This window comes from Agreia sp. Leaf335 (assembly GCF_001423605.1).
Classification (GTDB): domain Bacteria; phylum Actinomycetota; class Actinomycetes; order Actinomycetales; family Microbacteriaceae; genus Agreia.
In genome coordinates this window covers 664,049-684,780 of record NZ_LMOQ01000003.1, presented here as the reverse complement: position 1 = coordinate 684,780, position 20,732 = coordinate 664,049, and the positions used below count along the sequence as shown (strand labels likewise).

The following is a 20,732-nucleotide window of genomic DNA, read 5'->3' as shown; positions in this document are numbered from 1 at the left end:
GGGATGGTTGACTCAGGTCGGGAGCGACCAGCACATGAATGAGAAGTACGAACGGCTTTTGGACTATCTGTCCCAAGCCGACGGCTGGGTGACCGCCGCGGAGCTGGCCGACAAGCTCGGCGTCACGAGCCGAAGCGTGCGCAGTTACGTGACGGCCGCGAAGAGCGCATCCCACCCGCACGAGACGATCCAGTCGGGCGTGCTCGGGTATCGTGTCGACCGCGACGCCCTGAGCGCCTTCCGTGCAGAGGGTCGGGCTGCCGAGCCCGAGACGCCCCGCGATCGCATCTACCAGCTCGTGCGCCTTCTCGGCAACGCGCCGGAGGGCCTCGAAGCCCGCAGCATGGCGGCTCGTCTCTTCGTCAGCGACTCGACTCTGGAGCAGGACCTGCGCAAGGTCAAGCTGCTCGTCGAGGCAGATGACCTGTCACTGGTGAGGCGCGACAATCTCGTATCGATCGTGGGTTCGGAGGCGAACCATCGTCGGCTGCTCAGCCGCATGTTCCGCGAGGAGAGCGCGCAGGGGTTCCTCGAACTCGAGCGAGTGCAACGCGAGTTCGAGTCCGAGGACCTGGGCAGCTTCAAGACCGAGTTGATCGAGATGCTCGACGCACACGGGTACTTCGTCAACGAATACGGCGTGAACAACGTGCTTCTGCACCTGATGATCGCTCTCGAGAGGCAGGACCGCGAGCAGCCGGACCTGCCACTCGTTGCGGCCGGCCCGCGCGTAGCAGAGATCGCCTCGGCGCTCTCGGGTCTCGTCGTAGAGCATTTCGCGGTGTCGCTCAGTGCCCCCGATCTCGACTACCTCGCCGTGCTCCTGACCACCAGGGTCGTGACGCCCGGACATGACGAGTCGACGAAGCAGGTGGTCGAGAACTACGTCGACGCGGATGTGCTCGCCACGGTGCGCGATATCGTCGCGCTCGTGCACCAGGAGTACCTCATCGACCTCGCCGATGAGGAGTTCATGGTGCGGCTCTCGCTGCACGTGCGCAACCTCGTCGCCCGGGCGAACGACAACGCGTACTCGGTGAATCCCTTGACCCGCTCCATGAAGACGTCCTATCCGATGACCTACGAGCTCTCGGTGTTCATCGCGAGCCAGCTTCAGCGTCGAGCGGGAATCCACATCAACGACGACGAGATCGCGTTCATCGCGCTGCACGTCGGTTCCTTCCTGGAACGCAAGCAGCGTCGGGGCGACCGACTGCGCTGTGCGGTGGTCTGCCCCAACTACTACGACATGCACGAGATGTTGGCCGAGCGCGTCACGAGGGCGCTGGGCGACGAGCTCGACGTCGCGATCGTCATCACCCGCACCGATGTCGATTGGGCGGAACTCGACGCCGATATCGTGCTCTCCACGATCGCCTCTCGTACTCCGCGCGAGAACGAGGTCGTCATCCAGCCGTTCTTGACCGACGGCGATGTCGAGAACGTGCGCCGAGCCATCAGCCGCGTGCGCCGCCATGCCCGTCGCATCAAGATCAAAGACGACCTGCTGCTGTACTTCGACGAGGCGCTCTTCTTCAGGGAACTGCATGTGTCGGGCGAGGTGGAGATGATCGAGACGCTCGGCCGCCGCATGATGGAGCACGGCGTGATCGATCGCTCCTACGTCGACGGGGCCATCGAACGCGAACTCATGTCGTCGACCGCGTTCACCGACAGCATCGCGGTGCCCCACGCCATGGCGATGACGGCCAACCGCACCTCGATCGCCATCGTCGTCAACGACTCGGCGATGGCATGGGGCGAGAACCGAGTGAATGTCATCGCGTTCATCGCCTTCGCCGCCACGGGTCGGACCTCGTTCCAGGAGGTCTTCGATCAGTTCGTCGAGGTCTTCTCCGACAGGGAGGACGTGCAGCGCATCATCAAGCGCGCCGTCGACTTCCCGAGCTTCATCGACGAGCTCGTGCACATCATGGACAAGTAGCGGCAGCTACGGGATGGGGACGGGCGTGACTCCGAACGGAGCCAGGCCTGCTGCGCCGCCATCGTGTGCCGTCGTCACCCAGATGCCGTCGGCGTGCACGGCGACGGAGTGCTCCCAGTGCGCAGCCACGCTGGCGTCGTCGGTCGCCACGGTCCAGTCGTCATCTCGCACATAGGTCTCGATCGATCCGAGGGTCACCATCGGCTCGATGGCGACGACCAGGCCGGGCTTGACATCCGGGCCCTTGGCTCGCACACGGTAGTTGAAGACGGGAGGGGCCTCGTGCATGCTGCGCCCGATGCCGTGACCGATGTAATCCGTGACGATACCGAACGTGCCCTGAGCCTCGATGTACTCCTCGATCGCCTCGCCGACCTCGTTCAGGTGGCGTGCCGTGCTGAGACGAGCGATACCCGCCCACAGCGAGCCCTCGGTCACATCGGAGAGGCGCTGGCGCTCGGCGACGAGTTCGGGCCGCGACTCGTCGGGGATCACCACGGTGAACGCAGAATCGCCGTTCCAGCCCTCTACCTCTGCACCGTTGTCGATCGACACGATGTCACCCGGCTGCAGGATGCGATCGCCCGGTATGCCGTGGACCACATCGTCGTTGACCGACGCGCAGATCGTGTGACGGTACCCCGGCACGAGCTTGAAGTTCGACACTCCCCCGGCCTCGACGATCACACGCTCGGCGATCGTGTCGAGCTCGAGCGTGCTGATGCCAGGACGGATCGCCGCGCGGACCGCATCGAGCGACGAAGCCGTGACCAGGCCCGGACGCACCATGAGCCGAAGCTCTTCGGGCGTCTTGTAGATGTTCTTGCGAAAACTCATCGAGAGGCGAGTGCCGTGACGATGCGCTCGGTGACCTCGTCGACCTCGCCCAACGCATCGACGGCGACGACGAGCCCGCGGCCCGCATAGACATCGATCAACGGAGCGGTCTGGTCGGCGTAGACCTCTTGGCGGTGTCGCAGGACCTCTTCGGTGTCGTCTGCACGACCTTCGACGAGGGCGCGCTTGCGGAGACGCTCCACCACCTCGTCGACATCGGCGACGAGCTGAACGACCGCGTCGAGCCGTGCGTGCGCTTTGTCGAGGATGCGGTCGAGCTCATCGACCTGCTCCGTCGTACGAGGGTAGCCGTCGAGCAGGAATCCGCCCTCGACATCGGGCTGCAGAAGCCGGTCTCGCACCAGGTCATTGGTCAGCGAGTCGGGAACATACGAGCCCGCCTCGACCAACGCCTGCACCTTCTTGCCCAGTTCGGTGCCCTCTTTGATGTTGGCTCGGAAGATGTCGCCGGTCGAGATCGCAGGAATACCGTAGATCTGCGCGAGCTTGGCCGCCTGAGTGCCCTTGCCTGCCCCGGGAGGACCGATGATCAACAGCCGCACGGTTCCCGCGAGCGTGTCGACCGAGGTCATCGCAGCAGGCCTTCGTAGTGACGTTGCTGCAGCTGCGAGTCGATCTGCTTGACCGTCTCGAGTCCGACGCCGACCACGATCAGGATCGAAGCTCCACCGAAGGGGAAGTTCGATGTGGCGCCGACCAGGGCGAGCGCCACCAAGGGAATCAGGGCGATCAGACCCAGGTAGATCGAGCCGGGCAGGGTGACACGGGTCAGCACATAGTCGAGGTACTCGGCGGTGGGACGACCGGCGCGGATGCCGGGGATGAAGCCGCCGTACTTCTTCATGTTGTCGGCGACCTCTTCAGGGTTGAAGGTGATCGCAACATAGAAGTAGGTGAATCCGACGATGAGCAGGAAGTACAGGATCATGTAGAGCGGGTGATCGCCCTTGGTGAGGTAGTTCGTGACCCACGTGACCCAGGGAGCAGGCGACTGGCCGGCCGCCGGCTGGTTGAACTGGGCGATAAGCGCCGGCAGGTACAACAGCGACGAAGCGAAGATGACCGGCACGACACCCGCCATGTTGACCTTGATCGGGATGTACGTGTTGTTGCCGCCGTAGGTTCGCCTGCCGACCATGCGTTTGGCGTACTGCACGGGGATGCGCCTCTGCGATTGCTCGACGAAGACGACCGCCGCGACGATCACGAGACCGACGGCTATCACGAGAAGGAACGTCTCGAAGCCCTTCGCCTGAGCGATGCTCCACAGCGACGTGGGGAACTGAGCGGCGATCGACGTGAAGATGAGCAGCGACATGCCGTTGCCGATGCCGCGCTCGGTGATGAGCTCGCCCATCCACATGATGAGGCCGGTACCGGCGGTCATGGTGATGACCATCAGCATGATCGCGTACCAGGCGTCGTCGGTGATGAGTTGCGTACACTCCGCCACCGTCGTCGTGCCGAAGAGAGCGCCGGAACGCGCGACGGTGATCAGCGTCGTCGACTGCAGCACCGCCAGCGCGATGGTCAGGTAGCGCGTGTACTGCGTGAGCTTGGACTGTCCGGCCTGACCCTCCTTGTGGAGTGTCTCGAAGTGCGGGATGACCACGCGGAGCAGCTGGGTGATGATCGATGCCGTGATGTACGGCATGATGCCCAGCGCGAAGATGCTCAATTGCAGGAGTGCGCCACCCGAGAAGAGGTTGACGAGCTCGTAGAGGCCCGAGGTGTTTTGGTTCGCAGCGAGGCACAACTGCACGTTTCCGAAGTCCACGAATGGAGCGGGGATGAAAGATCCCAGACGGAACAGCGCGACGATGCCGAGCGTGAACCCGATCTTCCGGCGGAGATCCGGGGTGCGGAAGATCCGCGCGACGGCTCTAAACAAAAAATGCCTCCTGCTATTTGGCGAAAGTGATGGCGCGAAAGCCCCCGGCAGACTCAGGGAGTCTATCGGGGGCTCTCGTCGAAACCGTAGCGCGTGAGCGAGGTATCACTCACCGCACCGGAAGGTGCGTTACTTTACGGAGCCACCGGCGGCAACGATCTTCTGTTCGGCTGAACCGGAGACCTTGTCGACTGCAACGTTCAGCTTAACCGTAATGTCGCCCTGTCCGAGAACTTTGACCTTCTCGTTGTTGCGTACGGCACCCTTGGCGACGAGGTCGCTGATGGTGACCTCTCCGCCGGACGGGTAGAGCTCGGCGAGCTTCTCGAGGTTGACGACCTGGTACTCGACGCGGAACGGGTTCTTGAACCCGCGCAGCTTCGGCGTACGCATGTGCAGAGGCATCTGCCCACCTTCGAACCCGACGCGCACCTGGTAACGAGCCTTCGTTCCCTTGGTTCCACGACCGGCGGTCTTACCCTTCGATCCCTCACCACGGCCGACGCGCGTGCGCGCCTTCTTGGCGCCGGGCGCGGGGCGGAGGTGATGGACCTTGAGAACCTGCTCGCGGGGAGCGGCTTCCTCGGTCTTCTCAGCCTTCGGTGCGGCCTTTGCCGTCGCCTTGGGAGCGGCTGCAGCCGACTCGGCCTTCTCAGCCTTGGGGGCTGCGGCCTTCTTCGGAGCAGCAGCCTTCTCCGCCTTGGGGGCGGCCTCGGACTTCGCGGCCTTGGGGGCCTTCGCTGCGGTCTCTGCCTTGGGGGCAGCGGCCTTCTTCGGAGCAGCCTTGGCGGCTGTCTCCTTCTTAGCTTCTTCAGCCATTAGTCAATCTCCTCAACCTTCACCAGGTGAGCGACGGTGTTGACGTAGCCACGGTTCTGCGAGTTGTCCTCGCGGATCGTGACATCGCCGATGCGCTTGAGTCCCAGGCTGCGAAGGGTATCGCGCTGGTACTGCTTCTCACTGACTTTGGACTTGATCTGGGTTACCTTGAGGCGCGCGGCCATCATGCACCTGCCTTCGCAGTTGCCGCGGCCTCGCGAAGCGCTGCCTCGGTGCGGAGCAGACGGGCCGGAGCCACGTCTTCGTAGGAAAGGCCACGACGTGCTGCGACGGCGCGGGGCTCCTCGAGCATCTTCAGAGCCTCGACGGTCGCGTGCACGATGTTGATCGTGTTCGACGAACCGAGCGACTTCGAGAGGACGTCGTGGATGCCGGCGCACTCGAGCACGGCGCGAACGGGACCACCTGCGATAACACCGGTACCGGCGGCCGCGGGACGAAGGAGAACGACGCCTGCGGCGGCCTCTCCCTGAACCGGGTGCGGGATGGTGTTGCCGACGCGGGGAACGCGGAAGAAGTTCTTCTTGGCTTCTTCGACGCCCTTCGAGATGGCGGTGGGAACCTCGCGTGCCTTGCCGTAGCCGACGCCGACGAGTCCGTTGCCGTCTCCGACGACGACCAGAGCGGTGAAGCTGAAGCGACGACCACCCTTGACGACCTTCGAGACACGGTTGATCGTGACGACACGCTCGAGGAACTGGCTCTTATCGGCGTCACGGCTGCCGCGGTCTCCGCGGTTGGGGTTGCGCTCACGGCCTCCGCGACGAGCCTCGCGGGGCTCGGTCTGGTTTGCCTCCGTCGATGCGGCGGTCTCTACCGGGGCTTCAACAGCCACAGCGTTCTCCTTAGTAGTGTTTTCGGTGCTCACAGGTTCAGCCCACCTTCACGAGCGCCCTCGGCGATAGCCGCAACGCGTCCTGCGTAACGGTTTCCGCCGCGGTCGAAGACGACTGCTTCGATGCCGGCTGACTTGGCACGCTCGGCGACGAGCTCGCCGACCTTGCGGGCCTTGGCGGTCTTGTCGCCATCGAACGAACGCATGTCGACCTCGAGGGTCGATGCCGACGCCAGGGTGTGACCCAGTGCGTCATCGACGACCTGAACGAAGACGTGACGAGCCGATCGAGACACGACGAGACGGGGGCGGAGGGCAGTGCCCTCGACCTTCTTGCGGAGACGGTCGTGCCGGCGCGAACGCGCAGCAGACTTGCTCTTTCCTCTAGTTCCGAGACCCATGGTTACTTACCACTCTTTCCGGCCTTGCGGCGAACGACCTCGCCGGCGTAACGCACACCCTTGCCCTTGTAGGGCTCAGGCTTGCGCAACTTACGAATGTTTGCGGCAACCTCACCGACGGCCTGCTTGTCGATTCCGGTGACCGTGAGCTTGTTGACGCCTTCGACCGAGAAGCTGATGCCCGCGGGCGGCTCGACGGTGATGGGGTGCGAGTAGCCGAGCGCGAACTCGACGCCAGCGCCCTTGGCTGCAACGCGGTAACCGGTTCCGACGACCTCGAGGCTCTTGGAGTAGCCCTCGGTGACACCGATGATCTGGTTGGCGATCAGGGTACGGGTAAGACCGTGCAGCGAACGCGACTCGCGCTCGTCGTCGGGACGGGTGACCAGAACCTGGCCATCCTCGATCTTGACCTCGATGGGACTTGCAACGGTGAGCGCGAGCTCACCCTTCGGTCCCTTGACGGCGACGGCCTGGCCGTCGATCTTTACTTCGACCCCCGTGGGGATCTCAATGGGAAGTCGTCCAATACGTGACATCAGTGATCACCAAACGTAGGCGAGGACTTCCCCACCTACGCCCTTCTTGGAAGCCTGGCGGTCTGTAAGCAGACCGGAGGAAGTCGAGAGGATTGCAACGCCGAGGCCGCCGAGAACCGTGGGGATCTCCGTCGACTTCGCGTAGACCCGGAGGCCCGGCTTCGACACGCGCTTGATGCCCGCAATGGAGCGTTCGCGGTTCGGTCCGAACTTCAGGGAGAGCGTCAGGGTCTTGCCGACCTCTGCGTCTTTGACGTCCCACGCCGAGATGTAACCTTCGGCTTTGAGGATGTCTGCGATGTGAGACTTGAGCTTCGAGTGCGGCATGGACACGGTGTCGTGATATGCCGAGTTCGCGTTGCGCAGTCTGGTCAGCATGTCTGCGACCGGATCTGTCATTGTCATTGTGTGGTGCCTTTCGCCTGGTTTCGACACCCTTTACGAAGGTGCCGACCTTTGGTGGTGAACTCCGCAAAACCTGCGGAGCTTTTCGCTGCATGCGTTACGCCTGGGCAGTGAAACACGGCCCAGGCGAAACGGCAAACAACAAAGCTTATCCCACGCGGTCGGAAACCGCGCGGGACGAGACTATGCGCGGGTGTTGTCCGCGTTACGGAACGGGAAACCGAGCGCCTTGAGCAGCGCGCGACCCTCGTCATCGTTCTTGGCGGTCGTGACGACGGTGATGTCGAAGCCACGAACGCGGTCGATCTTGTCCTGGTCGATCTCGTGGAACATCGACTGCTCGGTCAGACCGAACGTGTAGTTGCCACGTCCGTCGAACTGCTTGTCGCTGAGACCACGGAAGTCGCGGATACGGGGAAGCGCGAGCGACAGCAGGCGGTCGAGGAACTCCCAGGCGCGGTCGCCACGAAGCGTGACGTGTGCACCGATGGGCTGGCCCTCGCGCAGCTTGAACTGAGCGATCGACTTGCGGGCGAGCGTGACCTGCGGCTTCTGGCCGGTGATCGCGGTGAGGTCCTTGACGGCCCCATCGATGATCTTGCCGTCGCGAGCGGCCTCGCCGACACCGGTGTTGACCACGATCTTCACGAGCCCGGGCACCTGGTGCACGTTCGTGAAGCCGAACTCCTCCTGGAGCTGCTTCGAGATCTCGGAGCGGTACTTCTGCTTGAGACGGGGCTGGATTTTGCCAGACACCACTGCAGTATCGGTCATTACAGGTCCTTACCTGACTTCTTGGCGTAACGGATGCGGACCGTCTTGGTGACGCCGTCCTTCGTTACCTCTTCGGTGCGGAAACCGACGCGGGTCGGCTTCTTGGTCTCGGGATCGACGATCGCGACGTTCGACACGTGGATCGGGGCCTCGTGGGTCTCGATGCCGCCGGTCTTCGTGCCGCGCTGCGTCTGTCCGACGCGGACGTGCTTCGTGATGAAGTTCACGCCCTCGACGACGACGCGGTTCTTCTCGACGAGTACCTCGAGAACGCGACCCTGCTTGCCGCGGTCTCCGCCGCGGGCCTGGGTCGCGCCCGTGATGACCTGAACCAGGTCACCCTTCTTGATGTTTGCCATGACTTAGATAACCTCCGGTGCCAGCGAGATGATCTTCATGAACTTCTTGTCGCGAAGCTCGCGGCCGACGGGGCCGAAGATACGGGTACCACGGGGGTCACCGTCGGTCTTCAAGATCACTGCGGCGTTCTCGTCGAACTTGATGTACGAACCGTCGGGACGACGGGTCTGCTTCTTCACGCGAACGATGACGGCCTTGACCACATCGCCCTTCTTGACGTTTCCGCCGGGGATCGCGTCTTTGACGGTGGCGACGATGACGTCACCGAGACCGGCGTACCGGCGGCCTGAGCCACCGAGAACGCGGATCGTGAGGAGCTCCTTGGCGCCGGTGTTATCGGCGACCTTGACTCTGGATTCCTGCTGCAGCATTTTCTACTCTTCCTTAGGCGAAGTAAGCGCGAGGCCTACTTGGCCTTCTCGAGGATCTCGACCAGGCGCCAGCGCTTGGTGGCGCTGAGGGGACGGGTCTCGCTGATGAGGACGAGGTCGCCGATGCCGGCGGAGTTCGCCTCGTCGTGGACCTTGACCTTGGACGTGCGGCGGATGACCTTGCCGTACAGGGGGTGCTTCACGCGGTCTTCGACCTCGACGACGATGGTCTTCTCCATCTTGTCGCTCGTGACGTATCCACGACGTGACTTGCGGTAGCCGCGAACGACTGCCTTGGTCTCGTCGGCCGGCGTTGCAGCCGCCTCGTTAACCTTTGCCATTACTTGGCCTCCTCAGCCTCAGCGGCCGGGGCGTCCGCCGGAGCGGCCGCATCCTTCTTGGCCTTGCTTTTCTTTTCTGCCTTGGGAGCCACGGCAACCGGAGCGGGCGTGGCACGGATGCCCAGCTCACGCTCACGGATGATCGTGTAGATGCGCGAGATGTCGCGCTTCACGGCGCGCAGGCGTCCGTGGCTCTCGAGCTGGCCGGTAGCCGACTGGAAGCGAAGGTTGAACAGCTCTTCCTTCGCCTTCCGCAGCTCTTCGACCAGGCGGGCGTCTTCGAATGTGTCGAGCTCGACAGGGGCGAGCTCCTTGGAACCGATCGCCATTATGCGTCGCCCTCCTCGCGCTTGATGATGCGTGCCTTGAGTGGCAGCTTGTGGATGGCCCGGGTGAGGGCTTCGCGTGCGATCGTGTCGCTGACGCCGCTGAGCTCGAAGAGCACGCGACCCGGCTTGACGTTCGCAATCCACCACTCGGGTGAACCCTTACCGGAACCCATGCGGGTTTCGGCGGGCTTCTTGGTGAGCGGGCGGTCGGGGTAGATGTTGATCCACACCTTTCCGCCGCGCTTGATGTGACGCGTCATGGCGATACGAGCGGACTCGATCTGGCGGTTCGTCACATATGCAGGAGTAAGGGCCTGGATGCCGTACTCGCCGAAGCTCACCGTCGTGCCGCCGGTGGCGTGGCCACTGCGTCCGGGGTGGTGCTGCTTACGGTGCTTGACTCTGCGTGGAATCAACATGGTTATGCCTCAACTCCTGCTGCAACGGGAGCCTCTGCCTTGGGGGCGGAGGCGCCAGCGCCTGAATTCGTGCCGGCAGCTCCACGACGGGGACGGTCGCCATCGCGGCGGTCGTCACGACGGTCGGGGCGCGTCGACTTCTGGTTGGCCTGCTCGCGGGCAAGCTCCTTGTTGGTGATGTCACCCTTGTAGATCCAGACCTTCACGCCGATGCGGCCGAAGGTGGTCTTGGCCTCGTAGAAGCCGTAGTCGATGTTCGCGCGAAGGGTGTGCAGCGGCACGCGACCCTCGCGGTAGAACTCCGAACGGCTCATCTCGGCGCCGCCGAGACGGCCGGAGACCTGGATACGAACACCCTTGACCGACGCGGTGCGCTGAGCGCCCTGCATTCCCTTGCGCATGGCACGACGGAACGCGACGCGAGCGGTGAGCTGCTCCGCAATTCCCTGGGCCACGAGCTGGGCTTCGGCCTCGGGGTTCTTGACCTCGAGGATGTTAAGCTGGATCTGCTTGCCCGTGAGCTTCTCGAGGTCGGTGCGGATGCGCTCGGCCTCGGCGCCACGACGACCGATCACGATGCCCGGACGGGCGGTGTGAATGTCGACGCGAACGCGGTCACGGGTGCGCTCGATCTCGATGCGGGCGACGCCGGCACGGTCGAGCGAGGTGCTGAGCAGCCTGCGGATCTTGACGTCTTCTGCAACGAAGTCCGCGTAGCGCTGTCCCGGCTTCGTCGAGTCGGAGAACCAACGCGACACGTGGTCGGTGGTGATACCGAGACGGAAGCCGTACGGGTTTACTTTCTGTCCCATTACTTCTTACCTGCCTTCTTCGTGGACGGTGCCACTGCTGCCTCGTCGGGCGTGTTCAGCACGACCGTGATGTGGCTCGTGCGCTTCAGAATCTGGAACGCGCGACCCTGTGCACGGGGCTGGAAACGCTTGAGGGTGGTTCCCTCATCGACGAACGCAGCCGAGACGAACAGGTCCTGCTCGTCGAGGTAGCTGTTCGACGCGTCGGCCTTGACCCGAGCGTTCGCCATGGCGGACGCGACGAGCTTGTAGACCGGGTCGGACGCACCCTGCGGGGCGAACTTCAGGATCGCCAGAGCTTCGACTGCCTGCTTGCCGCGGATCATGTTGACGACGCGACGAGCCTTCATGGGGGTGACGCGGATGTGTCGCACACGTGCGATTGACTCCACCATTTCTCTCCTCCTTTCGCCACCGCGTTAGCGGCGACGGCCCTTCTTGTCGTCCTTCACGTGACCACGGAAGGTGCGGGTGGGAGCAAACTCGCCGAGTTTGTGCCCAACCATGGTTTCGGTGACGAACACCGGGATGTGCTTACGACCGTCGTGGACGGCGATCGTGTGGCCGAGGAACGCGGGGATGATCATCGATCGGCGCGACCAGGTCTTGATGACGTTCTTGGAACCGGCTTCGTTCTGAGTGACAACCTTGCGATACAGGTGGTCGTCAACGAAGGGGCCCTTCTTGAGACTGCGTGGCATCTTCTACAACTCCTACTTACGCTTCTTGCCGACGGTACGGCGACGAACGATGAGCTTGTCGCTTTCCTTGTTGATGTGCCGGGTGCGGCCTTCCTTCTGGCCCCAGGGGCTCACAGGATGACGTCCACCGGAGGTCTTTCCCTCACCACCACCGTGCGGGTGGTCGACCGGGTTCATAGCGACACCACGCACGGTCGGGCGAACGCCCTTCCAGCGCATGCGGCCGGCCTTTCCCCAGTTGATGTTCGACTGCTCGGCGTTGCCGACCTCGCCGATCGTTGCACGGCAACGGGCGTCGACGTTGCGGATCTCACCGCTGGGAAGACGAAGCTGCGCGTAGGGACCGTCTTTTGCGACGAGACGAACCGAGGCTCCGGCGGAGCGGGCCATCTTGGCGCCACCGCCCGGCTTCAGCTCGATCGCGTGGATGACGGTACCGGTGGGGATGTTCTTGAGCGGCAGGTTGTTGCCGGGCTTGATGTCGGCAGACGCTCCCGACTCGACGATGTCACCCTGCGACAGCTTGTTCGGAGCCAGGATGTAGCGCTTGGTTCCGTCGAGGTAGTGCAGCAGAGCGATGCGCGCCGTGCGGTTGGGGTCGTACTCGATGTGAGCGACCTTGGCGTTGACGCCGTCTTTGTCGTTGCGACGGAAGTCGATGACACGGTACTGGCGCTTGTGTCCACCACCGATGTGACGCGTCGTGATGCGACCTGCGTTGTTACGTCCACCGGTCTTCGAGAGCGGACGCAGCAGCGACTTCTCGGGCGTCGACCGGGTGATCTCCGCGAAGTCGGCGACGGACGAACCGCGACGACCCGGGGTGGTGGGCTTGTACTTGCGAATAGCCATTTCTATATCCCTCTGGCCCTAGCCGACAGCGGTGAAGATGTCGATGGTGCCGGACTTGAGCGTGACGATGGCGCGCTTGGTGTCTTTGCGCTTGCCGATGCCGAACTTGGTGCGACGGGTCTTGCCGACACGGTTGAGCGTGTTGATCGACGCGACCTCGACCTTGAAGATCTTCTCGATAGCGAGCTTGATCTCGGTCTTGTTCGAACGGGGGTCGACGATGAACGTGTACTTGCCCTCGTCGATCAGGCCGTAGCTCTTCTCGGAGACGACCGGCGACAGGATGATGTCGCGCGGATCCTTGTTGAATGCAGCGTTGCTCATGTCTAGACCTCTTCCTGAGCAGTGTTCTTCGACTTGGCTGCGACGAACGCGTCGAACGAAGCCTTGGTGAAGATGATGTCGTCGGAGACGAGCACGTCGTATGCGTTCAGCTGGTCGGCCGGCAGCACGTGCACGGTCGGGAGGTTGCGAACGCTCTTCAAGCTCAGAACATCGTCGCGCTCGAGCACGATCAGAACGTGCTTTGAGGTCGCGACCTGGCTGAGCAGCTCGAGAACACCCTTGGTCGAGGGCACATCGCCCTGAGCAAGCGACTCGACGACGTGAACGCGTCCACCGCGTGCGCGGTCGGACAGCGAACCGAGCAGAGCTGCGGCGATCATCTTCTTGGGGGTGCGCTGGTCGTAGCTGCGCGGGGTCGGTCCGTGGACGATGCCACCACCGGTCATCTGAGGAGCGCGGATCGAGCCCTGACGAGCGCGACCGGTTCCCTTCTGCTTGAACGGCTTGCGACCGGCACCGGAAACCTCACCACGACGCTTGGTCTTGTGAGTTCCCTGGCGGGCGGCGGCGAGCTGAGCGACGACGACCTGGTGGATGAGCGGGACATTGGTCTGGACGTCGAACAGCTCGGCGGGAAGGTCGACGGTGCCGGCCTTCTTGCCCGTGACGTCGACGACGTCAACCGTGGTAGTTGCGGTAGCCATGAACTAGGCCCCCTTCACTGCGGTACGAACGAAAACGAGACGGCCACGCGCTCCGGGAACGGCACCCTTGATGAGGATGACGTTCTTCTCGGCGTCGATGGAGTGCACGGCGAGGTTGAGCACGGTGACGCGCTCTCCACCCATGCGACCAGCCATCCGCATGCCCTTGAAGACACGCGACGGGGTCGAGGATGCGCCGATGGAGCCGGGCTTGCGGTGGTTGCGGTGCGCACCGTGCGAGGCGTTGTCGCCTCGGAAGTTGTGACGCTTCATGACACCGGCGAAACCCTTGCCCTTGGAAGTGCCGACGACGTCGACCTTCTTGCCGGCTTCGAAGACTGCGTCGACGGTGAGCTCCTGGCCCACCGTGTAGTCAGCCGCGTCGGCGGTGCGGATCTCGGTGATGTGACGACGGGGCGTGACACCGGCGGCGTCGAAGTGACCCGTGGCAGGCTTGTTCACCTTGCGGGGGTCGATCTGGCCCGCGGCGATCTGAACGGCCACGTAGCCGTCGCGCTCGACGGTGCGGATCTGAGTGACCACGTTCGGCGTGATCTCGACGACCGTGACGGGGATGAGACGGTTGTTCTCGTCCCAGACCTGGGTCATGCCGAGCTTCTTGCCGAGGAGACCCTTGCTGGTCTTGGTGGCGGCTGCTTGTGTAGGCGTAGACATAGTGTTCAGTCCCCCGCTTAGAGCTTGATCTCGATGTTGACGTCAGCCGGCAGGTCGAGACGCATGAGCGAGTCGACGGCCTTGGGCGTGGGATCGATGATGTCGATCAGACGCTTGTGCGTGCGCATTTCGAAGTGCTCGCGGCTGTCCTTGTACTTGTGGGGCGAACGGATCACTGCGATCACGTTCTTCTCGGTCGGCAGCGGCACCGGACCGACGACGGTTGCACCCGCGCGGGTCACCGTGTCGACGATCTTGCGCGCCGAGGAGTCGATGACCTCGTGGTCGTACGACTTAAGTCGAATGCGGATCTTCTGTCCCGCCATGTGTGACTCACTCTCTTGTCTTGCGTCTTACCGCCTGTGGGCAGCATTGGACGCGCTTGCTTGCCCGGGCCTTGCAGCCCGTGCTCGATACGCCCGCAGTCGGTCGCACCACTGTTCTTCTGTCAATGTCCTCTCGGACTCAACCCGTCTCGCCCCGCGCGCAGGACACGCCTGAACACCGAAGAAAAAGGATTGAAGTGTGTTCTGCTGCCCGCGGCCCAGCTCTCAACCTCGGATCACGGGGACCCAGTGGGCTAGCTGTGCACTGCCTGGCAGTGATTCCGCGCACACGAGGCGACACGAAAATGTTGAACTAGACGAGTTTGCCACACCCGAGGGGCATCGTGCAACCCGGGCGTGTCGCGTTGGGCGTGTCGCGCCGTTCCCCGGAGACACGCGGCGAAACGGTCATTCGAAGAGGAGTGCTCTCAGTTCCGATTCCGCCGACCCCAGTCGGCGGGGGTCGATCGTCGTTCCCTCGATATAGTGATCGACGACCCTCGGGTCGACGTAGCTCTTTTTCGCGATGGAGGGCGTGTTCCCGAGCACCTCGGCCGCGTCGCGCATCGCCTGAGCGAGTGCCCTCGTCCGCGCCGTGCTGCGCTGTTCCGGTCCGTGCTTGGCAAGGCTGATCGCGGCCGCGACGGTGCCGTGAAGAGTACGGAAATCCTTTGCCGTGAACTTCCCTCCGGTCTTCTGTCTCACGTAGTCGTTGATCTCGTCCGCAGCGATCGGATGCCAGTTGCCGGCTCCCGCACGCCAGGCCAGCAGTCGCGCACGCGGGCCCCGATGCTTCAGCGCCCTGACGACCGCTGCGAGATCGCTATCGGTGATGTCGCTCTCCCAGGCCTGCCCGCTTTTCGCGGGGAAGGCGAGATGCACGGTGTCTCCGCTGACTCGGGCGTGCGCACCCAGAAGAGTCGAGAGCCCGTGGCTGCCATTCGACTCGGCGTATCGCTCGCTGCCGACGCGTAATGATCCGGTGTCGAGCATGCGGAAAGCCGCGGCCAGCGCCCGCTCCTTCGTGGGCTCGCCGCTCCGAAGGTCGATGGTGACGGCCCGCCGAGCGGAAGGCAGCGACTCGGCCAGGGCGAGGGCACGGTCGAATTTGATGCGGTCTTTCTGTTCGCGCCACGTCGGGTGGTAGATGTACTGACGCCGACCCGCGGCGTCGATTCCCGTGGCCTGGATGTGGCCGTTCGCGTAGGGGGCGATCCAGACGTCGGTCCAGGCGGGCGGTATAGCGAGCTTCTCGATGCGCTCTCTCAACTCCGTGTCCGCCACGACCGTGCCGTCGTGGTTGCGGTACGAGAATCCCCGTCCAGCACGAACTCTGTGCAGGCCCGCGCCCGCCGAGTTGCTTCGCCTCAGCCTCACCATCACCCCATTGTGAATCCCCCGGGGCCGGCCACACGCATCCGGCCCCGGGGCTTGACAGACGAGGCGCCTACTCGGTGCCGACGGCCTTGTCGGCTGCCGCCCGCGCGCCCTCGACCTGCTCGTCGAACTTCTCCCCCGTGACCTTATTGACGGCCCCGGCGACGCCGTCGAGCAGCTTGTCGCTGAGATCTTCGGCTTTCTCGCTCTTCAGTGCTTCTTGCACCTTGCTGTCGCCCAGGAATTCCTGCGCCTTCTTGGTGATGTCTTCGAGTCCCACGATTCTCCTTTGATCGGGCCTCGTATGCGAGGCGGTCCCCTCATTCTGCTCCCACGCATCAGAACAAGTCGAGGGTCTTCCGCGCCGCCTCTCCGAGAGCGCGACCGTATGAAGGCCCATGACCGGCCGCGTGCACCGCGAGCGGATGAAGCTGATGCATCGCGACCCGTTCACGCCATCCGCCGCCCAGGGCGAACTCGTCGTCGTATGACTCGAGCACGACGTCGAGATAAGCCACACCGAAGAGGTCCAGCATGGCCAGGTCGGTCTCCCGGTGTCCGCCGTGCGCGGCCGGATCGATGAGCACCACCCCGTCGTTCGTCCAGACCACGTTGCCGTTCCAGAGATCGCCGTGGATGCGCCGCGCGGGTTCTCCGTCATCGGCCGCACCCGACTCCAACAGCTCGCAGACGGACATCGCGTCCGCCGCGTCCGGCCCTTCGATCGATCCCACCGCGAGTGCGATATCGAGATACGGCCGGACCCTCTGTTGCGCGTAGAACCTTCCCCACGACGGGTCGGGGCGGCACTCCATCGGCCGCGACCCGATGAAGTTCGGGCCGTTCCAGCCTGCCGGCGGCGACCCGAACGCGTCGGCTCCCGTTCTGTGCGTGACCGCCAGCGCACGGCCGAAGTCGGCAGCGGCATCCGGTGTCGGGCGGCCCGACACGAGTTGCTCGAGCTCGATCGAATGTCGACTCACCGCCTCGACGCGCACGATCCTGGCCCCGCCGAGCTCATGGGGCTCTGCGAGCCAGGCCAGACCGGCCGCCTCCGCCTCGAAGAACGCCCCGGGCGCATGAAGGTTGGTCTTGACGAAAGTCATGCTTCATTGTGCGGCTTTAACCAGGAGCAGGGCCCCACCCGAAGGTGAGGCCCTGCTCGTGTACTACTGGTGAAGAATCGACTACTTGGTGATCTTCGTGACGGTACCGGCACCGACGGTGCGGCCACCCTCACGGATCGCGAAGCCGAGGCCCTCTTCCATGGCGATGGGCTGGATCAGCTCGACGCTGATGTCAGTCGTGTCGCCGGGCATGACCATCTCGGTGCCCTCGGGGAGGGTGATGACGCCGGTCACGTCCGTGGTGCGGAAGTAGAACTGCGGGCGGTAGTTCGTGTAGAACGGGTTGTGACGGCCACCCTCATCCTTGGACAGGATGTAGGCGGTTCCATCGAAACCGGTGTGCGGCGTGACCGAACCCGGCTTGACGATGACCTGGCCGCGCTCGACGTCTTCGCGCTTCGTGCCGCGGAGCAGCAGTCCACAGTTCTCGCCGGCCCATGCCTCGTCGAGCTGCTTGTGGAACATCTCGATACCCGTGACCGTGGTCTTGACGGTCGGGCGGATGCCGACGATCTCGACCTCGGAGTTGATGGCGAGGGTTCCGCGCTCTGCGCGACCGGTGACGACCGTTCCACGACCGGTGATCGTGAAGACGTCCTCAACGGGCATCAGGAAGGGCTTGTCCTTGTCGCGGACGGGCTCCGGGATGGAGTCGTCGACGGCCTGCATGAGCTCGAGGATCGCGTCGACCCACTTCTCGTCGCCCTCGAGAGCCTTGAGGCCCGAGACGCGAACGACGGGAGCGTTGTCGCCATCGAAGTCCTGGCTGGAGAGCAGCTCGCGAACCTCGAGCTCGACGAGCTCCAGGATCTCCTCGTCGTCGACCATGTCGGACTTGTTGAGTGCGACCAGCAGGTAGGGAACGCCGACCTGCTTGGCGAGCAGAACGTGCTCACGGGTCTGAGCCATCGGGCCGTCGGTAGCGGCGACCACGAGGATCGCGCCGTCCATCTGAGCAGCACCGGTGATCATGTTCTTGATGTAGTCAGCGTGACCCGGGGCGTCGACGTGCGCGTAGTGGCGCTTCTCGGTCTCGTACTCGACGTGCGAGATGTTGATCGTGATACCGCGCTGGCGCTCCTCGGGAGCGGAGTCGATCGACGCGAAGTCGCGCTGAACGTTGGTCTTGGACGGGAACTTGTCGGCAAGGACCTTGGAGATCGCTGCAGTCAGCGTGGTCTTTCCGTGGTCGACGTGACCGATCGTTCCGATGTTTACGTGCGGCTTGGTCCGCTCGAACTTGGCCTTGGCCACTGGGTCCTCCTCAGGACTCTCTTGCTCCGCATCCGGACAAAAAGCTACCGGGTGAAGAGCGGGGGTGTTTGTGTATTGATGTTACGCGCTCCGGTGCTCGCAACAATATTGAGCACCGGAACACGATACAGGACTATTCGCCCTTGTTTTTGTTGATGATCTCTTCGGCGACAGCCTTGGGGACCTCGGCGTAGCTGTCGAAAGTCATCGAGTACACCGCTCGGCCCGAGGTCTTCGACCTCAGGTCACCGATGTAGCCGAACATCTCCGAAAGCGGAACATGGGCACGGATGACCTTGATACCGGTCGCGTCCTCCATGGACTGGATCTGGCCACGGCGCGAGTTGATATCGCCGATGACGTCACCCATGTATTCCTCAGGGGTGCGCACCTCGACGGCCATCAACGGCTCAAGGATGACCGGGTCCGCCTTGCGGGCGGCTTCCTTGAACGCCATGGAACCAGCGATCTTGAACGCCATCTCCGAGGAGTCGACGTCGTGGAACTGACCATCGAGCAGGGCAGCCCGGACACCCACCATGGGGTAGCCGGCGAGAACGCCGACCTGGAGGGCATCCTGGATTCCCGCGTCGACCGAGGGGATGTACTCGCGCGGAACGCGACCACCGGTGACCTTGTTCTCGAACTCGTAGATCTTCTCCGCGGTCACCTCCATGGGCTCGATCGAGATCTGCACCTTGGCGAACTGACCCGAACCACCGGTCTGCTTCTTGTGGGTGTAGTCGTGCTTCGGAACCACGCGACGGATCGTCTCGCGGTACGCGACCTGCGGCTTGCCCACGTTGGCCTCGACGTTGAACTCGCGACGCATGCGGTCGACCAGGATGTCGAGGTGAAGCTCACCCATACCCTTGATGACCGTCTGGCCCGTGTCCTGGTTCTGCTCGGTGCGGAACGTCGGGTCTTCCTCAGCGAGCTTCTGGATGGCGACACCCAGCTTCTCCTGGTCGGCCTTCGTCTTCGGCTCGATCGCGACCTCGATGACCGGCTCCGGGAACGTCATCGACTCGAGAACGACCTGGTCGTTCGAATCGCTGAGCGTGTCTCCCGTTGTCGTGCCCTTCAGGCCGATGACAGCGTAGATGTGACCTGCGGTCACGCTGTCGACGGGGATCTCCTTGTTGGCGTGCATCTGGAAGATCTTGCCGATGCGCTCCTTCTTGCTCTTGGTCGAGTTCGTGACCTGTCCACCGGAGTCGAGACGACCCGAGTAGACGCGGATGAACGTCAGACGACCGAAGAAGGGGTGAACGGCGACCTTGAACGCGAGGGCGGCGAAAGGCTCCGAGGCGTCGGGGTGACGCTCGACCTTCACCTCCTCGTCGCGGGGGTCCGTTCCCACGGTGGCGGGAACGTCGAGCGGGCTGGGCAGGTAGTCGACGACCGCATCGAGCATCGGCTGAACGCCACGGTTCTTGAAGGCGGAGCCACAGAGAACCGGGTAGATCTCGCTGGCGACCGTCAGCTTGCGGATTCCAGCCTTGATCTCGGCGACCGTCAGCTCTTCGCCGGCAAAGAACTTCTCGAGCAGAGCGTCGTCGGTCTCGGCGACGGTCTCGAGGAGCAGCTGGCGGTACTCGTCAGCCTTCTCCTTGAGGTCGTCCGGGATCTCCTGGACTTCGTACTTGGCTCCCATGGTGACGTCACCCTTGGAGTCGGAAGGCCAGACGAGCGCGCGCATCTCGACGAGGTCGACGACACCCACGAATCCGTTCTCGGCTCCGATGGGCAGCTGGATGACCAGCGGCTTCGCTCCGAGCTTGTTGATGATGGTGTCGACCGTGAAGTAGAAGTCGGCTCCGAGCTTGTCCATCTTGTTGATGAAGCAGATGCGGGGGACTTCGTACTTGTCGGCCTGGCGCCAGACGGTCTCCGACTGGGGCTCGACGCCCTCTTTACCGTCGAAGACAGCGACGGCACCGTCGAGGACGCGGAGCGAACGCTCCACCTCGACCGTGAAGTCGACGTGACCCGGGGTGTCGATGATGTTGATCTGGTTCTTGTCCCAGAAGCAGGTGACGGCAGCAGAGGTGATCGTGATGCCACGCTCCTGCTCCTGCTCCATCCAGTCCGTCGTCGATGCGCCGTCGTGGGTCTCACCGATCTTGTGGTTGACACCCGTGTAGAACAGGATGCGCTCGGTGGTGGTGGTCTTGCCGGCATCGATGTGAGCCATGATGCCGATGTTGCGGACCTTGTTCAGGTCGGTGAGCACGTCCTGTGCCACAGATTGCCTCCGGTTGTTTACTAAGGGGTTTGTCGAACGATGGCGGCACCGATCGAGGGGCCG

General features: G+C 63.6%; 29 protein-coding genes. 1 reads left to right on the top strand and 28 read right to left on the bottom strand.

All coding sequences use genetic code 11. From position 1 onward, the window contains the following. Nucleotides 1-34: 34 nt before the first annotated feature. Nucleotides 35-1,945 carry a BglG family transcription antiterminator gene (locus ASF79_RS13485; RefSeq protein ID WP_055855592.1) on the top strand — a complete coding sequence of 637 codons (1,911 nt, stop codon included), beginning with the start codon at nucleotides 35-37 and terminating at the stop codon, nucleotides 1,943-1,945. 6 nt (nucleotides 1,946-1,951) lie between these two features. On the opposite strand, the gene map is transcribed toward ASF79_RS13485, so the two are convergent. The 28 genes from map to fusA form a co-directional block, all read right to left on the bottom strand. Continuing rightward, nucleotides 1,952-2,782, bottom strand: a complete 831-nt coding sequence (gene map, locus ASF79_RS13480; protein WP_055778076.1) for a type I methionyl aminopeptidase — start codon at nucleotides 2,780-2,782, stop codon at nucleotides 1,952-1,954. Then, nucleotides 2,779-3,375 carry an adenylate kinase gene (locus tag ASF79_RS13475; protein ID WP_181035740.1) on the bottom strand — a complete coding sequence of 199 codons (597 nt, stop codon included), beginning with the start codon at nucleotides 3,373-3,375 and terminating at the stop codon, nucleotides 2,779-2,781. The genes map and ASF79_RS13475 overlap by 4 nt, the downstream gene beginning before the upstream one ends. Beyond that, entirely contained in the window at nucleotides 3,372-4,694 is a 1,323-nt protein-coding gene (gene secY, locus ASF79_RS13470; protein ID WP_055778078.1) for a preprotein translocase subunit SecY, read from the bottom strand. Before secY ends, ASF79_RS13475 begins: the two co-directional genes overlap by 4 nt. Nucleotides 4,695-4,823: 129 nt before the next feature. After that, the gene (gene rplO, locus ASF79_RS13465) at nucleotides 4,824-5,513 is read right to left on the bottom strand and encodes a 50S ribosomal protein L15 (RefSeq protein WP_055778079.1); all 690 of its coding nucleotides are present in this window, start codon (nucleotides 5,511-5,513) and stop codon (nucleotides 4,824-4,826) included. Then, entirely contained in the window at nucleotides 5,513-5,698 is a 186-nt protein-coding gene (gene rpmD, locus ASF79_RS13460; RefSeq protein WP_044440029.1) for a 50S ribosomal protein L30, read from the bottom strand. The genes rplO and rpmD overlap by 1 nt, the downstream gene beginning before the upstream one ends. Then, a complete protein-coding gene (rpsE, locus tag ASF79_RS13455) occupies nucleotides 5,698-6,369 on the bottom strand; it encodes a 30S ribosomal protein S5 (protein ID WP_268750572.1) in 672 nt (223 codons plus the stop codon). Before rpsE ends, rpmD begins: the two co-directional genes overlap by 1 nt. Before the next feature lie 29 nt (nucleotides 6,370-6,398). Continuing rightward, complete coding sequence (rplR, locus tag ASF79_RS13450) at nucleotides 6,399-6,770, bottom strand: 50S ribosomal protein L18 (RefSeq protein WP_055778086.1); 372 nt, start codon at nucleotides 6,768-6,770, stop codon at nucleotides 6,399-6,401. Nucleotides 6,771-6,772: 2 nt separating this feature from the next. Continuing rightward, nucleotides 6,773-7,309 (bottom strand): 50S ribosomal protein L6, encoded by a 537-nt coding sequence (rplF, locus tag ASF79_RS13445; protein WP_055778089.1) that lies wholly within the window; start codon nucleotides 7,307-7,309, stop codon nucleotides 6,773-6,775. A 6-nt stretch (nucleotides 7,310-7,315) separates the two neighbouring features. Next, complete coding sequence (gene rpsH / locus ASF79_RS13440) at nucleotides 7,316-7,714, bottom strand: 30S ribosomal protein S8 (protein ID WP_044440024.1); 399 nt, start codon at nucleotides 7,712-7,714, stop codon at nucleotides 7,316-7,318. 183 nt (nucleotides 7,715-7,897) lie between these two features. Next, nucleotides 7,898-8,488: a 50S ribosomal protein L5 gene (gene rplE / locus ASF79_RS13435; RefSeq protein ID WP_055778093.1), complete on the bottom strand. Its 591-nt coding sequence runs from the start codon at nucleotides 8,486-8,488 to the stop codon at nucleotides 7,898-7,900. Beyond that, the gene (rplX, locus tag ASF79_RS13430) at nucleotides 8,488-8,847 is read right to left on the bottom strand and encodes a 50S ribosomal protein L24 (RefSeq protein ID WP_044440022.1); all 360 of its coding nucleotides are present in this window, start codon (nucleotides 8,845-8,847) and stop codon (nucleotides 8,488-8,490) included. Before rplX ends, rplE begins: the two co-directional genes overlap by 1 nt. A 3-nt stretch (nucleotides 8,848-8,850) precedes the next feature. After that, nucleotides 8,851-9,219 carry a 50S ribosomal protein L14 gene (gene rplN / locus ASF79_RS13425; protein WP_044440021.1) on the bottom strand — a complete coding sequence of 123 codons (369 nt, stop codon included), beginning with the start codon at nucleotides 9,217-9,219 and terminating at the stop codon, nucleotides 8,851-8,853. A gap of 35 nt (nucleotides 9,220-9,254) precedes the next feature. Further along, the gene (gene rpsQ, locus ASF79_RS13420; RefSeq protein ID WP_055778097.1) at nucleotides 9,255-9,560 is read right to left on the bottom strand and encodes a 30S ribosomal protein S17; all 306 of its coding nucleotides are present in this window, start codon (nucleotides 9,558-9,560) and stop codon (nucleotides 9,255-9,257) included. Further along, nucleotides 9,560-9,889, bottom strand: coding sequence for a 50S ribosomal protein L29 (gene rpmC, locus ASF79_RS13415; protein ID WP_055778099.1), 330 nt, complete (start codon nucleotides 9,887-9,889; stop codon nucleotides 9,560-9,562). Before rpmC ends, rpsQ begins: the two co-directional genes overlap by 1 nt. Beyond that, on the bottom strand, nucleotides 9,889-10,308 hold the full coding sequence (rplP, locus tag ASF79_RS13410) for a 50S ribosomal protein L16 (RefSeq protein ID WP_044440018.1): 420 nt from the start codon (nucleotides 10,306-10,308) through the stop codon (nucleotides 9,889-9,891). Before rplP ends, rpmC begins: the two co-directional genes overlap by 1 nt. Before the next feature lie 2 nt (nucleotides 10,309-10,310). Beyond that, nucleotides 10,311-11,120 (bottom strand): 30S ribosomal protein S3, encoded by an 810-nt coding sequence (gene rpsC / locus ASF79_RS13405; protein ID WP_044440017.1) that lies wholly within the window; start codon nucleotides 11,118-11,120, stop codon nucleotides 10,311-10,313. Continuing rightward, nucleotides 11,120-11,515 carry a 50S ribosomal protein L22 gene (rplV, locus tag ASF79_RS13400; protein ID WP_055778102.1) on the bottom strand — a complete coding sequence of 132 codons (396 nt, stop codon included), beginning with the start codon at nucleotides 11,513-11,515 and terminating at the stop codon, nucleotides 11,120-11,122. Before rplV ends, rpsC begins: the two co-directional genes overlap by 1 nt. Nucleotides 11,516-11,539: 24 nt before the next feature. Then, nucleotides 11,540-11,821 (bottom strand): 30S ribosomal protein S19, encoded by a 282-nt coding sequence (gene rpsS / locus ASF79_RS13395; RefSeq protein ID WP_044440015.1) that lies wholly within the window; start codon nucleotides 11,819-11,821, stop codon nucleotides 11,540-11,542. A gap of 12 nt (nucleotides 11,822-11,833) precedes the next feature. Next, entirely contained in the window at nucleotides 11,834-12,673 is an 840-nt protein-coding gene (gene rplB / locus ASF79_RS13390; RefSeq protein WP_055778105.1) for a 50S ribosomal protein L2, read from the bottom strand. An 18-nt stretch (nucleotides 12,674-12,691) separates the two neighbouring features. After that, on the bottom strand, nucleotides 12,692-12,997 hold the full coding sequence (gene rplW, locus ASF79_RS13385; RefSeq protein WP_044440011.1) for a 50S ribosomal protein L23: 306 nt from the start codon (nucleotides 12,995-12,997) through the stop codon (nucleotides 12,692-12,694). Between the two features lie 2 nt (nucleotides 12,998-12,999). Next, nucleotides 13,000-13,662: a 50S ribosomal protein L4 gene (gene rplD, locus ASF79_RS13380; RefSeq protein ID WP_055778108.1), complete on the bottom strand. Its 663-nt coding sequence runs from the start codon at nucleotides 13,660-13,662 to the stop codon at nucleotides 13,000-13,002. Between the two features lie 3 nt (nucleotides 13,663-13,665). Continuing rightward, on the bottom strand, nucleotides 13,666-14,337 hold the full coding sequence (gene rplC, locus ASF79_RS13375) for a 50S ribosomal protein L3 (RefSeq protein ID WP_044440007.1): 672 nt from the start codon (nucleotides 14,335-14,337) through the stop codon (nucleotides 13,666-13,668). A 17-nt stretch (nucleotides 14,338-14,354) separates the two neighbouring features. Further along, entirely contained in the window at nucleotides 14,355-14,663 is a 309-nt protein-coding gene (gene rpsJ / locus ASF79_RS13370; RefSeq protein WP_018171443.1) for a 30S ribosomal protein S10, read from the bottom strand. A 408-nt stretch (nucleotides 14,664-15,071) separates the two neighbouring features. After that, a complete protein-coding gene (locus tag ASF79_RS13365; protein ID WP_082495902.1) occupies nucleotides 15,072-16,043 on the bottom strand; it encodes a DNA topoisomerase IB in 972 nt (323 codons plus the stop codon). Between the two features lie 67 nt (nucleotides 16,044-16,110). Continuing rightward, a complete protein-coding gene (locus ASF79_RS13360) occupies nucleotides 16,111-16,320 on the bottom strand; it encodes an Rv0909 family putative TA system antitoxin (RefSeq protein WP_326942875.1) in 210 nt (69 codons plus the stop codon). Between the two features lie 58 nt (nucleotides 16,321-16,378). Then, nucleotides 16,379-17,146: a fructosamine kinase family protein gene (locus ASF79_RS13355; protein WP_055855590.1), complete on the bottom strand. Its 768-nt coding sequence runs from the start codon at nucleotides 17,144-17,146 to the stop codon at nucleotides 16,379-16,381. Nucleotides 17,147-17,227: 81 nt separating this feature from the next. After that, nucleotides 17,228-18,421 (bottom strand): elongation factor Tu, encoded by a 1,194-nt coding sequence (tuf, locus tag ASF79_RS13350; protein ID WP_044440003.1) that lies wholly within the window; start codon nucleotides 18,419-18,421, stop codon nucleotides 17,228-17,230. Between the two features lie 133 nt (nucleotides 18,422-18,554). Next, nucleotides 18,555-20,669 (bottom strand): elongation factor G, encoded by a 2,115-nt coding sequence (gene fusA, locus ASF79_RS13345; RefSeq protein WP_055778113.1) that lies wholly within the window; start codon nucleotides 20,667-20,669, stop codon nucleotides 18,555-18,557. Nucleotides 20,670-20,732: the final 63 nt, after the last annotated feature.

Coding starts and splice junctions, on each gene's coding strand:
- ASF79_RS13485 (WP_055855592.1), top strand. CDS start 35: ATGAATGAGAAGTACGAACGGCTTTTGGACTATCTGTCCCAAGCCGAC.
- map (WP_055778076.1), bottom strand. CDS start 2,782: ATGAGTTTTCGCAAGAACATCTACAAGACGCCCGAAGAGCTTCGGCTC.
- ASF79_RS13475 (WP_181035740.1), bottom strand. CDS start 3,375: ATGACCTCGGTCGACACGCTCGCGGGAACCGTGCGGCTGTTGATCATC.
- rplO (WP_055778079.1), bottom strand. CDS start 5,513: ATGGCTGAAGAAGCTAAGAAGGAGACAGCCGCCAAGGCTGCTCCGAAG.
- rpmD (WP_044440029.1), bottom strand. CDS start 5,698: ATGGCCGCGCGCCTCAAGGTAACCCAGATCAAGTCCAAAGTCAGTGAG.
- rplR (WP_055778086.1), bottom strand. CDS start 6,770: ATGGGTCTCGGAACTAGAGGAAAGAGCAAGTCTGCTGCGCGTTCGCGC.
- rplF (WP_055778089.1), bottom strand. CDS start 7,309: ATGTCACGTATTGGACGACTTCCCATTGAGATCCCCACGGGGGTCGAA.
- rpsH (WP_044440024.1), bottom strand. CDS start 7,714: ATGACAATGACAGATCCGGTCGCAGACATGCTGACCAGACTGCGCAAC.
- rplE (WP_055778093.1), bottom strand. CDS start 8,488: ATGACCGATACTGCAGTGGTGTCTGGCAAAATCCAGCCCCGTCTCAAG.
- rplX (WP_044440022.1), bottom strand. CDS start 8,847: ATGGCAAACATCAAGAAGGGTGACCTGGTTCAGGTCATCACGGGCGCG.
- rplN (WP_044440021.1), bottom strand. CDS start 9,219: ATGCTGCAGCAGGAATCCAGAGTCAAGGTCGCCGATAACACCGGCGCC.
- rpsQ (WP_055778097.1), bottom strand. CDS start 9,560: ATGGCAAAGGTTAACGAGGCGGCTGCAACGCCGGCCGACGAGACCAAG.
- rpmC (WP_055778099.1), bottom strand. CDS start 9,889: ATGGCGATCGGTTCCAAGGAGCTCGCCCCTGTCGAGCTCGACACATTC.
- rplP (WP_044440018.1), bottom strand. CDS start 10,308: ATGTTGATTCCACGCAGAGTCAAGCACCGTAAGCAGCACCACCCCGGA.
- rpsC (WP_044440017.1), bottom strand. CDS start 11,120: ATGGGACAGAAAGTAAACCCGTACGGCTTCCGTCTCGGTATCACCACC.
- rplV (WP_055778102.1), bottom strand. CDS start 11,515: ATGGTGGAGTCAATCGCACGTGTGCGACACATCCGCGTCACCCCCATG.
- rpsS (WP_044440015.1), bottom strand. CDS start 11,821: ATGCCACGCAGTCTCAAGAAGGGCCCCTTCGTTGACGACCACCTGTAT.
- rplB (WP_055778105.1), bottom strand. CDS start 12,673: ATGGCTATTCGCAAGTACAAGCCCACCACCCCGGGTCGTCGCGGTTCG.
- rplW (WP_044440011.1), bottom strand. CDS start 12,997: ATGAGCAACGCTGCATTCAACAAGGATCCGCGCGACATCATCCTGTCG.
- rplD (WP_055778108.1), bottom strand. CDS start 13,662: ATGGCTACCGCAACTACCACGGTTGACGTCGTCGACGTCACGGGCAAG.
- rplC (WP_044440007.1), bottom strand. CDS start 14,337: ATGTCTACGCCTACACAAGCAGCCGCCACCAAGACCAGCAAGGGTCTC.
- rpsJ (WP_018171443.1), bottom strand. CDS start 14,663: ATGGCGGGACAGAAGATCCGCATTCGACTTAAGTCGTACGACCACGAG.
- ASF79_RS13365 (WP_082495902.1), bottom strand. CDS start 16,043: ATGGTGAGGCTGAGGCGAAGCAACTCGGCGGGCGCGGGCCTGCACAGA.
- ASF79_RS13355 (WP_055855590.1), bottom strand. CDS start 17,146: ATGACTTTCGTCAAGACCAACCTTCATGCGCCCGGGGCGTTCTTCGAG.